The organism is Pseudonocardia yunnanensis, from assembly GCF_039534065.1.
In the GTDB taxonomy this organism is placed as follows: domain Bacteria; phylum Actinomycetota; class Actinomycetes; order Mycobacteriales; family Pseudonocardiaceae; genus Pseudonocardia; species Pseudonocardia yunnanensis.
Genome location: NZ_BAAAUS010000006.1, coordinates 202224 through 215403 on the forward strand (window position 1 = coordinate 202224; position 13180 = coordinate 215403).

At 68.9% G+C, this 13180-nt stretch carries 8 protein-coding genes; 2 read left to right on the forward strand and 6 right to left on the reverse strand.

Going from position 1 to position 13180, the window contains the following annotated elements:
• Positions 1-385: 385 nt before the first annotated feature.
• Positions 386-1660, forward strand: a complete 1275-nt coding sequence (locus tag ABD743_RS07200) for an MFS transporter (RefSeq protein ID WP_344720061.1) — start codon at positions 386-388, stop codon at positions 1658-1660.
• Between the two features lie 6 nt (positions 1661-1666).
• Here the strand turns inward: ABD743_RS07200 and ABD743_RS07205 are convergent, their stop codons facing one another.
• The 6 genes from ABD743_RS07205 to ABD743_RS07230 form a co-directional block, all read right to left on the reverse strand.
• Positions 1667-4417, reverse strand: a complete 2751-nt coding sequence (locus tag ABD743_RS07205; RefSeq protein ID WP_344720063.1) for a Pls/PosA family non-ribosomal peptide synthetase — start codon at positions 4415-4417, stop codon at positions 1667-1669.
• Positions 4418-5433: 1016 nt separating this feature from the next.
• Positions 5434-6885 (reverse strand): MFS transporter, encoded by a 1452-nt coding sequence (locus tag ABD743_RS07210; protein ID WP_344720065.1) that lies wholly within the window; start codon positions 6883-6885, stop codon positions 5434-5436.
• A gap of 279 nt (positions 6886-7164) precedes the next feature.
• A complete protein-coding gene (locus tag ABD743_RS07215) occupies positions 7165-7662 on the reverse strand; it encodes a (2Fe-2S)-binding protein (RefSeq protein ID WP_344720067.1) in 498 nt (165 codons plus the stop codon).
• A complete protein-coding gene (locus tag ABD743_RS07220; RefSeq protein ID WP_344720069.1) occupies positions 7659-8570 on the reverse strand; it encodes an FAD binding domain-containing protein in 912 nt (303 codons plus the stop codon). Before ABD743_RS07220 ends, ABD743_RS07215 begins: the two co-directional genes overlap by 4 nt.
• Positions 8567-10924 carry a xanthine dehydrogenase family protein molybdopterin-binding subunit gene (locus ABD743_RS07225; protein ID WP_344720071.1) on the reverse strand — a complete coding sequence of 786 codons (2358 nt, stop codon included), beginning with the start codon at positions 10922-10924 and terminating at the stop codon, positions 8567-8569. Before ABD743_RS07225 ends, ABD743_RS07220 begins: the two co-directional genes overlap by 4 nt.
• Positions 10925-10984: 60 nt before the next feature.
• Positions 10985-12280 (reverse strand): MFS transporter, encoded by a 1296-nt coding sequence (locus ABD743_RS07230; protein ID WP_344720073.1) that lies wholly within the window; start codon positions 12278-12280, stop codon positions 10985-10987.
• 220 nt (positions 12281-12500) lie between these two features.
• Between ABD743_RS07230 and ABD743_RS07235 the strand changes: the two genes are divergently transcribed.
• Positions 12501-13127, forward strand: a complete 627-nt coding sequence (locus ABD743_RS07235) for an acyl-CoA-like ligand-binding transcription factor (protein ID WP_344720075.1) — start codon at positions 12501-12503, stop codon at positions 13125-13127.
• Positions 13128-13180: the final 53 nt, after the last annotated feature.

Here is a 13180-nt window from a genome sequence, read left to right on the forward strand (position 1 = left end):
CGACGCCGAAAACCGAGGCGACCCAATCAACGTGATGCTTGATTCCGCGGAGGCCCCGGGAAATAATTTCCCACGCTTTACCCGGCCAGGTCGGACAGCGGAGCCCGGCACTTCACGGGAACGTCACACGGATCAGTAATTCCGTGAAACCGAATTCGCCGGCTTCGCACTGGCCGCTGTTACCGGGCCGACCTCGGACAGTCGGACCGGTCAGACCGGTGAGCCCGACGCATCACGCGGCGACACCTGGTCCGCGTCCGGCCGGACGGAAGCCGCGCCGCCCGAAATGACCTATTGACGCCGCCCTGCGCCTCGGTCACGCTACATCGACTCGTCGCCGGACGAGTGTCCGCGCAGCGGACACCTACCGACACCAGGAGCTTCAATGGAGCGGCCCACCGGTGGCGTGCACGCGACGAGTACTTCTTCCGGCCCGAGCGCGCGGACGTCCGCGGCGGCGATCGCCATCGGGTTCACGGCACTCTGCGTGTCGTACATGCTCAACGCGATGGACCGGCAGGTCTTCTACCCGCTGCTGCCGGAGATCCGTGAGGAGTTCGGCTTCTCGCTCGACCAGGCCGGGCTGCTGGCCACCGGTTTCACCCTGGGTCTCGCACTCACCGGACTACCGGCCGGATATCTGCTCGACCGGCTCTCCCGCAGGATGATCGTCGTCATCAGCGTGGTCGTCTACTCGCTGGGCACCATAGCCATCCCGCTCGCTGCGGGCTTCGCAGACATGGCCGTGTACCGGCTCGTGAGTGGTGTCGGAGAAGGCGTGCAGGCAACGGCCATCTACGCGATCATCGGCGCCTACTTCTTCCACCGCCGCGCCTTCGCCGCTGGTTTCATCGGTCTCGCCTTCGGCCTGGGCGTGTTCCTCGGCCCGCTCATCGGGCAGAGCCTGGCCACGGCCGCAGGTGGCTGGCGCAGCCCGTTCCTCATCTTCGGCGCTGTGGGCCTGGCAATGGCCGTCGTCCTGCTCGTCACGGTGCCCCGGGCCATGAGCGAGGCCGTGGCCGGCCGGGACAACACCACCGACACCGCCACCTACGACCACATCCCCGCGAGCCCCTACAACCGCAACGCTCTTGCTCTGGCAGCGGCATCTGCGGTGTCAGGACTCGTCTTCTACGGGTTCCTGGGGCTGTACCCGACGTTCCTTCGCGAAGAACTCGAGTTCGGAGCGGGGCAGGCCGCCCTCGCCTCGGCGCTGGTCGGCTTCGGGGCCATGATGGCGCTGCCGGTGGGCTGGCTGGCCGATCGCGTCGACCAGCGTCTGCTCCTGGCCGTGGGATTCATCGGCTCGTCGCTCACCGCGCTCGCCGCGTACCAGCTGGCGGAGGGAGCGGCCGCCCAGTACGTACTCGCTTTCCTCATGGGCACCTTCGCCAGCGGCGTGCTGTTCACCAACTGCACCACCGCGCTCCAGCGAGCCGTGCGACCCGAGCACGTCGGACGTGGGGCCGGTCTGTTCATGCTGGCCTACTACGTGGCCGCCGCCGTGTCCGGGCTGATCTTCGCGCGCCTCGTGGCCGGCATGGGCTGGCAGGGCGCGGGCCTCGTGCAGCTCACGCTGCTCCCGCTCGTCGGACTCGCCGCGCTCGTGCTGGTGGACGCCCGCCGGATGATCGTGCCGCCACGGCAGCAGACCGGGTGAGGCCGCTCAGATCTTGCGAGCCGGATTCCCGCCCCACCGCTCGTGGGGCGGGACCTCCTCGCCCTTCATGAGGAAGGAGTCGGGCTCGAGCACTGCACCGTCGCCCATCGTCGTGCCGTAGTGGACGAAGGCACCGACGCCGAGTGTGCAGCCGGACCCGATCGTGATGCGGTCGGACTTGAACGCGCCGTCTTCCTGGGAGTGGCACTGGATGACCGTCCCGATGTTCAAGGTGACGTCATCGCCGACCGTGACCGGCGTCTTCTCCACGAAGTCGCAACCGTCGTCGAACAGGCGCTTTCCCAGCCGCAGGCCCAGCAGGCGCCAGGTCATGCTCTTGAACGGCGTGCCGTTGAAGATCTGGAAGTGCGCCAGCACGGACATCTTCCAGAACCGCTCGTGCCGCCAGAAGGCGATGTCGTAGATCGAGCAGCCCTGGGGCCGCAACGCCACCAATGGCGTGACCACTCGTGCGACCAACACGAAGTACAGGACAGTCCAGACGATGATCAGGAGCGAGCCCGCCGCGATCGCCGCTGCACCGAAGCCGTCGAAGAGGTCCACACCGGCCATGCCGATCAGGACCACCCCGAGGAAATACACCCAACCGGCCAGGAGGAACAGACCGATCGTGACGATGTTGTGGCGGTTCTTGGCCGCCAGGCGGCGGTGCAGTTCGGCCCGGCTCGCGAGATCGAAGCCGGTGTCGCGCCGCACCGTCCGCGGGATCTCGAAGCTCGGCGAACCCAGGAGCCCGACGCCCTCTCGAATCCTCCCGTCGAGCGGGACCATCACCTTTGTGGCGAGGAGACAGTTGTCACCGGTCCGGCCTTGCGCGGGATAGGCGATCTTGTTCCCGAGAAAGTTGTGGGCCCCGATGGACGCCGGCGATACGCGGAATGACGAGCTCGAGAAGTCGGCATTCATGATCGACAGCCCATCGGCGACCATCGTCCCGCTGCCGACCGTGCTGAGGTACGGGCTCTCGTGCCTCACATCCAGCCCGAAATTCGATCCGGTCTGCTCGACCTCGGACAGGTCGTGCCCGACGCGGCTCAGATAGTTGACGATGTAGGAGCTGTCCCCGTAGAGAACCGTGAAGAGCCTGACATTGGTCAGCCGCGAGATCGTGTGATGAACCCAGTAATGCAGGCCGTACAAGGGGTAGACCTTGCCCGGGCGGACGACGAGGTTGAGCAGGCGCGGGACGGTGACCACAACGAGGAGACCGACGAACAGCGAGCCGAAGAAGAGAACCGCCGAGCCGATCAGCGCGTCGACGTAGAACACCGTGCTCGTGAAGGCCAGCGGCCCGGAGTCCAGGAGTGTCGCGAGGTTGGGGAACTCGAGCAGGAGCATGGCGACCCCGCCGACCAGCAGCGGCAGGCCCACGAAAAGCACGCCCAGTAGCTGAAGGCCGGCATAGACGCCTCTCCGCAGACTTGTGCAGCCGACCGGGTCGACCGTCCGGTAGTCCACCTCGGTGCGCTGCGCGGGCGACCCGTGCCAACGCTCGCCTCCGGGCACGGCCTGCCCCGTATGCAGCGAGGAGGTATGGCCGAGCTGGGCACCATCGCCCATCGACGTCCCGATGTCGATCACTGTCGATTCGCCGACGAAAACGTCCTTTCCAAGGGTGACGGAGCCGGTGTGGATCACCCCGGCCTCGGCTCGGTAGCAGTTGAAGAACGAGTCCTTGCGGATGACCGTTCCGTCACCGATGGTGAGCAGATCGGTGCACACCGGAAGGTTCCGGGAGAGGATCGTCACGCCTCGGCCGACATTCGCCCCGAGGGCCCTCAGGTAGAGCACGTAGAGCGGCGAACTGGCGCTCGTGCGTGACCGGCCGCCGGCGACGAGGAGAAATGGGTTCGCCCGTGTCAACGTCTTGACGATCCAGAAACGCAGATATGCCGGACTCCACACCCGTATCCGTTGCGGCTTCCACCGCCCGATGAGCACCCACTTGGCCACGATCGGGAGGATGGACAGGCCCAGGAAACCGATAGCACCCAACAGAGCCGAACGCAGATAGATGTCGAGCAGGCTCGAGGCGGTGGAGAGCCACGCGTATCCTCGCTCGAGAATGTACGCGGCGAGATAGGCGTACCCGACCAGAACCAGGAACTGCGCCACGCCGCACATGACGTACCCGAACGTGCCGACCGGGCGCACCTCCGCCAACTCCGCTGTGGGCAGAGACTCGAGAGGAGAAGGGGCGGACGGCGCCGCGAGCGCTACCGCCAGACTGCGGATGGTCGGATGCGCATAAATATCCTGCATCGACACGGCGGGGAGATCTTCTCGCTTTCTGACCTTCGCGCAGAATCGCGCCATCACCATCGAGTCGGCGCCCAGGTCCTCGAAGAAGTTGCTCTCCGCCGACACCCGCTCGACACCCACGACGCCGGCCAGTACCTCCGCGAGTTCTTCCTCGACCGGGGCGGGCGCCGGTGCTGCGAGCGCCTTCACCAGCTCTCGGATCGTGGGGTGCTCGTAGACGTCCTTCATGGAGATGTCCGGGAGCTCGGGCCGCTTCCGCACTCGCGCGCAGAACTGCGCCATCACCATGGAGTCGGCGCCCAGGTCCTCGAAGAAGTTGCTGTCCGCCGACACCCGCTCGACACCCACGATGCCGGCCAGCACGTCGGTGAGATTCCGCTCGGCAGCGGCCGTCGAACTGGTGGCCTCGTGCCGGATTCCCGTTATTGAGGATTCAACTACGGATCCGAGCGGTGTCTCGACATATTCTCCCACGAGGGTGAGCCCCCTAGATCACAATAGGTACGAACCAGAACTTGCTGGAGTGGAAACGCACGAGAAATGCGAGGGAATTACTCAACCAACGGACGGTCCCGGCTCCCCATGGCCTCGTCGAACCTGACCCGAGGTCGGGAAACCGACTCTCTCATTCGATTCGCCACTGCTCCACGAATCGACAGGCCCACCAGAGCCTGTCCCGAGAATCCCCACGGAGACGTTCGAATATGCCGCCCCGGCCAGATCGTCGACCATATCCATTGCCGGCCTTGCTCCCAACATTCGGCCATGCTGACATGCCCCAGCGCATGACGTGATGATCGGCGCTGGCGCCACCCAGAGCGCACCCGTTTGGTGCGCGGAGCCAGATTAGTGGTGGGCGACACCCGGCTGTCAAGCGCAGGTCAAGCCCAGTGGAACGACATTTTGCCAAGGCTGGGCCAATCACGCTCCGCACGTAGTGGCAATTGGGGGAGCCTTTGTGCGCCAGGCGCCGGATCGATCTCAGATATTCTCCGCCATTCGCCGGGGGATCGATGCCACACGCGGCGTGACCGGGCTGTTACGACGCCGACCACGGTGATCCTGTCGGCGCGGTGCTGATCGTTGTCCCGTCCCACGCGTGCGCACAACCGCATCGGCCTGGACATGAGCGGCCACGCCTGTCGAGGCGGCAAGGGCGCACGCGTAGGCGATGCTGCAGGTCAGGATCGTTGTGGCGCTACGTAGCCGACGCGCAGGAGATCCACGGGAGATCAGGCGAGATCGGCGCGACCTCCGCCATCGCGTCGGCCGCGGGCCGCACGATCGGCCGAGGCGAGGATCCGACATCGACTGCGCCGGGCGGAGATCGCCAGGCCTTGCCGTACCGGCGAGGGGCCATCCGGCGGTAGTTGAAGGTACGCACGAAGCGCTGCCCCCGTTACGCGATCTGGGCGGAAGCGGGAGACCCGTCTGGCCCACAGACCGTTGAGAGCGCGACTTTCCGCATGAGCGTCCATGCTGTGGTTTTCTCAGCGACCGCCGGAACCGGTGTCCCCGATCCGCCCCTCGCTGGCCTCTTCCAGCGACAACCCCTGGGTCTCGGGGCCGAACCACACCGTCGCGGCCATGATCACGTACATCACCCCGACCATGACGAACACGCCGCCGGCGCCGATCGCGTCGGCGACAGCCCCGGCCAGCAGCGGGGCAATCGACGCGGCCAGCAGGAACACCGTCACCATCGCGCCGGTGCCGAACGCCCGCACCCGTGTCGGGTAGAGCTCCGGTGCCCAGATGAAGGTGGTGGTGTTGAGCAGGATGAACATCAGCTGCAGCAGGCCGGCCAGCACGAGCACCATGAACAGGCTCGACGAGCCGGCGAGCGCCACCGCGACCACGACCGCGACGAGCGCGCCGTAACCGAGCACCACCCGGCGCCTGAACCAGTAACCGAACGCGGTGGCCAACAGGGCGCCGAGCAGCCCGCCGACGTTGATGAGCATGGTGTAGACGAGCGCTGTGGAGACGTCGAGGCCCCGGGAGACCAGCAGGGTCGGCATGAAGACCGTGACGGCCACCTGGGCGCCGAACGTCATCGCCGACACCACCCAGATCACCACCGTGTTGCGGGCCAACCTGCCCTCGAACACCTCCGCGAGCCGCACCCGCTGCCGGGGTAGCCGCGTGCCTTCCGCCCCGCCGATGTATCTGGTGGCCTCCATGCCGTGCACAGCGCGCAGCCGGTTCGTAGCAAGCCTGGTGAGCACCTTGTTCACGTCGTCGACCCGGCCCGCCACGAGCAGGTAGCGCGGCGACTCCGGCAGGAACCAGCGGTAGACGAACACCAGCAGCGCGGGGATGGCCAGCACCCCGAGCAACCAGCGCCACGCGACCTCGGGCCCGCCCAGCGCCGCCTCCAGCGGGCCGAGCATGAGGGCGGCCAACGCGGATGAGGCGAAGATTCCCAGGCCGCCGCCCGCGACGTTCACCGTGGCCACCGCGGCGCCCCGGAACCTGGTGGGCATCAGTTCCGCGACGAGGGTGAGCGCCGTGTTCGTCTCCCCGCCGAGTCCGATCCCGACGATGAACCGGGCGGCGAGCAGCCAGCCGAAACTCGGGGAGAACGCAGCGAGTAGCGCGCCCACCGTGTAGAGCGCGAAGTTGTACGTGTAGGTCACCCGCCGCCCGTAGCGGTCGGCGGTGACACCGGCGATCAGCGACCCGATCGCCATGCCGGCGAAGGTCAGAGTGGTCAGCAGACCCACCTGGACGTTGGACAGCGACCACTCGCGCGCGATCAGCGGTGCGGCCAGACCGACGTTGTACTCCTCGATCGCGTTGATCAGTGTGCCGGCCGCGACCAATACCAGAATGAACACGTGAGCCCGCCGGAACGGGATGCAATCCAGCGAAGAGGCGAGGTCCTGGCCTGCGCGGTCCCTCAGCTCGCGGGATTCCTTCGACGAGGCCGGGTTCGTCATGAGGGCTCCGAGGCCACCGGCAGGTGGCCGACGACGAACAAGGAGCCCGGGGAGCCGTCGACCGCGATGGGGATCGACCTGATCAACCGCTGTGCCCTCCTCCGCGACGAGCCCCCGAAGTCCACCCCCCCTGGGTCAGCTCAACGCATGACCTGCCCTGGACAGTCCACCAGAGGCACTACCAGCGTCCGATTTCGCGGCTTTGCTCCTTCGGGCAGGCCTGGTAGCCGGTTCGGACGACTCGTTCTTCGGCCGAGCGGAGGAGCAACAGCAGAACGCTCAGGCGCCGTTCTCGCCCGCGCCCTTCTTGCCGTACGCGCGCAGCACAGCGCGACGGATGCCCTCGTAGCCGGTGCAGCGGCAGAGGTTCGAGCTCAGCAGCCCGTCGAGACGCTCGGGGTCCTCCACGATCGCGGGGTCCTCCTCCAGGGCCCCGACCACCAGCATCACGAACCCGGCGGTGCAGAAACCGCACTGCAGCCCGTGCTCGGCCGAGATCGCCTCCTGGAAGGCGTGCAGCCGGCCGTCGGCCGCCAGTCCCTCGACCGTACGGATGTCGCGGCCTGCGCACTGCACCGCGAACATCAGGCACGAACGCACGCCCTCACCGTCCACCAGGACGGTGCATGAGCCGCAGACCCCGTGCTCGCAGCCGAGTTTGGTGCCGGTGAGGCCGCAGTCGTCGCGCAGGACGTCGGCCAGAACGCGCCGCGGCTCGACCGTCACGTCGTACTCGGTCTCGTTGACCGTGAGGCGTATCCGAGTGCGCCCTGTCATCGTTCCGCCCGCCTCTCGCCGTTTACCTCGCTGTCCTCACGTGCCTGCGTCAGCGCGCGCCGGACGAGCACACCGATCGCCTGCCGCTTGTACTCGACCCCGGCATGCGGCTCCGGAAGCGGAGCAGCCGCGGCCACGGTGAGCTCGGCGGCCCGGGCGAAGACGCCCGGCTCGGCCTGCCGGCCGACCAGATGGCGCTCAGCGTCGTGCGCACGCATCGGGCGATCGGCCGCCCCGGCCAGCCCGAGCCGGGCGCCGGTGATCACGCCGTGCCGCAGGGTCAGCACCGCCACAACCGCGACCTGGGCGAAGCTGGCGTGCGTGCGGTGCTGCTCGCGGAAGCCGACGCCGACCGCGTCCGCCTCCCCGACGGACCCGGGCAGCAGCGGCAGCCGCACGGACGTCAGGATCTCGTCCGGCTGTCGGGCCGTCCGGAAAGGTCCGAGGAAGTAGTCACCGGCCGACACCGTGCGGCTGCCGGCGGGCCCGGTCAGTTCGATCGCGGCGTCGAGGGCGACGGACGTGGCGCACCATTCGGACGCGGGGTTGGCCCACGCCAGGCTGCCGGCCATGGTGCCGCGTGCACGGACCGGCGGGTGCGCGATGAACGGACTCACCCTGCTCAGCAGCCGGCCCAGAGCCCCCGGGGCCACGCTCGGCGTCTCGAAGGCACGGTGCCGGGCGAGAGCGCCGACGCGCAGCGCGTCACCGTCCACCGTGATCGCGTCCAGGCCGCGCACGTTGTTGATGTCGACGAGCAGGGCGGGCCGCTCGCGGCGGTAGTGCATCTCCAGCACCAGGCTCTGGCCACCGGCCAGCACGCGGGCCGTCTCGGGCCGCTCGGCGAGAGCAGCAACGGCGTCGGGGAGCGCGGTCGGTGCCACGTAGTCGAACGATGCGGGTTTCATCGCACGCCCACCCCCTGCCGGCCGCTCGCCATCCAGCACGCCTCCGGTGTCAGTGGCAGCTGGACGCCGCCGATGTCCGTCTCCGGGGTCCCGGCACCCGTGGCCGGCGGTCCCAGCGCGTCGATCACGGCGTTGACGATCGCGGGGGGCGTGCCGATGCATCCGGCCTCGCCCGCGCCCTTGGCACCCAGCGCGCTGTTCGGGTTGGGGGTGACAGTGGTGTCGAGGGTGAGCGGCGGCAGCTCGCCGATCGTCGGCAGCAGGTAGTCGAGCAGGTTGTCGGCCTGCGGCCTGCCCTCGTCGTCGAAGGGCATCTCCTCGTAGAGCGCCTGCCCGATCCCCTGCACGATGCCCCCGCGCGTCTGGTCCTCCACGATCTGGTGGTCGATCGCCACGCCGCAGTCGTCCACCGCGACGAGGCGCAGCACGCGCACGTTGCCCAGCTCCCGGTCGACCTCGACCACAGCCACGTACGCGCCGAACGGGAAGGCGGCCGGGCCGTCGTAGACGCCCTCGACCCGCAGCGGTTCGGGCGAGGCGTTCGCCAGCTCCCCGAGCGTCCAGCTGCGCTTCCCGATGCTGACGACGCCGTTCGCGTAGTCGGCGTCGCCGCCTGCCAGCTCGGCGGCGCGCTGCTTCGCCTCCGCGATCAGGTCCCGCGCTGCCTGGTGCAGGGCCGCCCCGCCGACCTGCATCGACCGGCTCCCGAAGGTACCGATGCCCTGTGGCACCTCGTCGGTGTCCGCCTGGACGAGCGACACGTTGTGCGCGGGGATGCCGAGGGTGCGCGCCACGAGCTCGGGGAAGACGGTCTCGTGGCTCTGGCCTGTGGAGCAGGTGCCGATGCGTGCGGTGACGCTCCCGTCGGGCTCGACGTCGAGGGCGGCCCACTCGTTCGCCATGGGCTTCTGTTCGAGCCCCGAACGCTCGGCGAAGCTGCAGATCCCGATGCCGAGCGGCCACTCGCTGCCCGACCAGCGACGCCGCTGCTGCTCCTCCCGCCAATACGCGTAGTCGACCAGCTCCAGCGCCCTGTCCAGCACCAACTCGTACTGCCCGCTGTCGTAGCGCCGGCCGGTCGGTGACTCGTACGGGAACGCCTCCGGCGGGATGAAGTTGCGTCGCCGCAGCTCCGCCGGATCGATGTCCAGCCTGCGGGCGAGAAGGTCGACGGTGCGTTCCACCGCGTAGACCTGCTCGGGGCGTCCCGCGCCGCGGTACGGCGCGGTGGGCGTCGTGTTGGTGACCACCGTGCGGATCCGGGCGTGGACCATCGGGGTGCGGTACACACCACCCGCGGCCTGCCCGGTCTCGCCCGCGACGAACCCGGCGAGCGGGTAACCGCCGATGTCGGCGTCGACGTCGAGCGACAACGCGAGCATCCGGCCGTTCGCGTCGGCGGCGAGGCGCACCCGCTGGTTCTGACCCCGCCCGTGCGTGGCGCCCGACAGTGTCTCGGCGCGGTCCTCGAGCCACCGGACCGGCCGGCCGAACTGCAGCGCCAGCCGCACCACGGACAGGTACTCGGGGAACGTGGCGCTCTTCGCGCCGAAGGCGCCGCCGCTGTCCGGCACCCGCACTCTGATCCGCTCGGCGTCCAGTTCCAGTGCCGTGGACAGGTCCCGACGCAACCGATGAGGCGACTGGTGCGAGACCCAGACCGTCACGCGCCCGTCCGTCTCGGGCACAGCGAGGATCGCCCGGGGCTCCATCGGGGTGGGCGCGAGCCGCGGCTGGCGGTAGATGCCCTCGACGACGACGTGAGCCTGCTGCCACACCTCGTCGGGAACGGGATCGCCGAACTCCACGTCGGAGGCGACGTTGTCGACCCCGTCGAAGAGCCAGGTGGAGGACGCGGCGGCCTCGCCGGGATCGACGAGCGCGGGCAACGGGTCGATGTCCACCCGCACGGCGTCGGCACCGTCCTCCGCGACGTAGCGGTCGGCACCGAGGACGACGGCCACCGGCTCCCCGACGTACCGCACCCGGTCGGCCGCCAGCGCGGGAATCCGTCTCGTGTCGGGTCCGCCGGTGGGGAGGAACGGGGGCACGTACGGCAGCTCGGCGCCCATGTCCGACGCGCTCCACGCGCCGAGCACCCCGTCGACCGCGGCCGCCGCGCGCGTGTCGACGCGGAGCAGCCGGCCGTGCGCGACCCTGCTGCGCACGAATGTGACGTCGAGGCAGTCGGCGACGTCGAGGTCACCGACGTAGCGGCCCGCACCGGTGATCAGCCGGGCGTCCTCCCGTCTCCCCAGAACCCACGACTGCGCTGCATCGGGAACGTGGTTGGACGTAGGGGGCGGCGACACCGGAGGCTGGACGGGTGTACGGCTCTCAGGGGGCTCGCTCACTCGTTTCAGCCTAGGCCTCTCCGCCGGGGCGAGGCGGTCGTCAGCCGGCGGGTCGTGTCGTCAGCCCGTCTTGATCCCGTCCTGTCCGGCTCTCCGCCCGGCGCCCACCGTCTCCGTGATCATGGCGAGCGGGATCAGGCCGAGCAGGCAGATCACGGCCAGCACGACGTAGTGCACCGGGAACCCGAACCCGTCGATGATCCACCCGGAAACGGCGGCGGCGAGCACCCCCGACAGTCCCAGCGCGATGCCGATCATGATGCCCATCGCCGTGCCGGCCGACCGCGGTACCGAGTCGATGAGCAGCGCGTAGACCACCGGGAAGGGCGCGTTGCGGAACAGACCCCATGCGAGCAGGACGATCCATGCGCTCGCCGGGCTCGAGATGAAGATCATCGCCAGCAACGTCACGGCCCACCCGATGACGAGGAACCGGATGGCGAACTTCCGGCCTGCGTGGTCGGACCACGCACCCCACACCACCTGGCCGATCCATCCCGTCAGCCCGGAGGCCCCGGAGAGCAGGGCCGCCAGGGCGAGGCTCATGCCCTGGTCCACCAACTGCCCCGTCAGGAACGTGACGGCCCCGGCCTCCGCCCAGAGGAAGAGGAAGATCAGAACGACCGACCAGCGGACGTTCGCGTTGCTCAACGCCTCACGGACGGGAGCGAGGGCCGACCCGGTGTGGCGGACGGAGAGCTCCGGGAGCGGGCGTGTGAGACCGCGGCGGTCGATCCAGTCGTAGACCCGCTGCTGATTACGCCTGGTGCCGAGAAACGTCTGCGCCACGATGATCGGGATGCCGAGCAGCGGGATCAGCAGGAACGCCTCTCGCCACCCGGCCACGCCGAGAACGACGGCGATGAGCGCACCGGTGAGGAACTGTCCGAACGGAAAGCCGGTGTGGTGTACGCCCACGGCGAATCCCCGGTGCTCCTTGGGCCACCACTCGCTGACCAGTGCGACGTTGACCGGCTCCGATCCGCCCCGGCTGATCCCCATGGGGATGCGCAGCAGCAGGAACGCCACGAAGCTGCCCGCGAAGCCGAACGTCAGGGCACCCCCGAGGATGCCGATCAGCATCGCCACGTTCCAGGTCCAGGTCCGGCGGTATCCGGTGCCGATCCGGTCGGAGACCCACCCGAACATCAGCGCCCCCACGATCAGCCCGGCGAAGAACACCGAGTTGATCAGTCCGGCCTGGGTCGAGTTGAGCTCGAACTCCTCCTGGATGGCGGGCAGAACGGCCGGGAGGATCCCGCCGTCCACCGCCGTCATCAGGATCGCGCACGTCGTGATCGCGAGCGTCACCCAGGACAGCGGGTGGGCGCGCGGCAACCACGCCGGCCCGCGCATGGACTCTCGTGCTCCGGACAAATCGACCTCGCTGACGTTGACCGATGGAGCTTCCGAGTGATCGGGCGGTCCACGGTGGAGATCGCGTCAGCACGATCACCCGCTGATTGTCAGCGCCGTGATCAGCGGGGTCAACGCCGTCAACCCCGCCCGAGTTGCCGTCAAATTTTGCGTCTCACGCATCTTTGCGTCAGGCGCAGGATTCTGTATGGTCGGCGGCATGGAACCGGACAGCGACGCTCGCGTCGGCCTGCGGGAGCGCAAGCGGCAGGAGACGCGCACGGCGCTGAGCTGGGCCGCGATCCGTCTCACCGTCGAGCGCGGGCTCGCGAACGTCACGGCGATGGACATCGCCGCCGAGGCGGGGGTGTCGCACCGGACGTTCAACAACTACTTCTCGAGCATCCCGGAGGCCCTCGCGGCCCGGCAGACCGACCGGGCGAAGCAGACCGCGGCACTGCTGCGCGCCCGGCCTGCGGACGAGCCGTTGTGGGAGGCGATCGTGGAGGCGGTGCTCGCGCAGATCCACCACGATCAGCAGGGGCCCGGGGACCGGACGCCCGATCCGGCGTGGACCCAGGGCGTCCGGCTGATGATGGAGCACCCCTCGCTGCAGGGCGAGTTCCTCAAGGCCCACGCAGCCACCGAGCACGAACTCGCGGCTGCGGTCGCCGAACGAACCGGCACCGACGCCCGCGACCTCTACCCACGACTCGTCGCCGCCACCGCGTGGGCCGCGGTGCGGGTGGCGATGGACCAGTGGGTCAACGCCGACCCGCCGGTGCCGTTCCAGCATGTACTGCGCGAGTCGCTCGACCGGCTGGCCGGCGGCCTTTCCCAGCCCTGATCCGTCCCTGACCCTCTACGCCCAGGAGCGCCTGGGCCGGTTCGTCGTGTCCG

Coding starts and splice junctions, on each gene's coding strand:
- ABD743_RS07200 (WP_344720061.1), top strand. CDS start 386: ATGGAGCGGCCCACCGGTGGCGTGCACGCGACGAGTACTTCTTCCGGC.
- ABD743_RS07210 (WP_344720065.1), bottom strand. CDS start 6,885: ATGACGAACCCGGCCTCGTCGAAGGAATCCCGCGAGCTGAGGGACCGC.
- ABD743_RS07215 (WP_344720067.1), bottom strand. CDS start 7,662: ATGACAGGGCGCACTCGGATACGCCTCACGGTCAACGAGACCGAGTAC.
- ABD743_RS07220 (WP_344720069.1), bottom strand. CDS start 8,570: ATGAAACCCGCATCGTTCGACTACGTGGCACCGACCGCGCTCCCCGAC.
- ABD743_RS07230 (WP_344720073.1), bottom strand. CDS start 12,280: ATGCGCGGGCCGGCGTGGTTGCCGCGCGCCCACCCGCTGTCCTGGGTG.
- ABD743_RS07235 (WP_344720075.1), top strand. CDS start 12,501: ATGGAACCGGACAGCGACGCTCGCGTCGGCCTGCGGGAGCGCAAGCGG.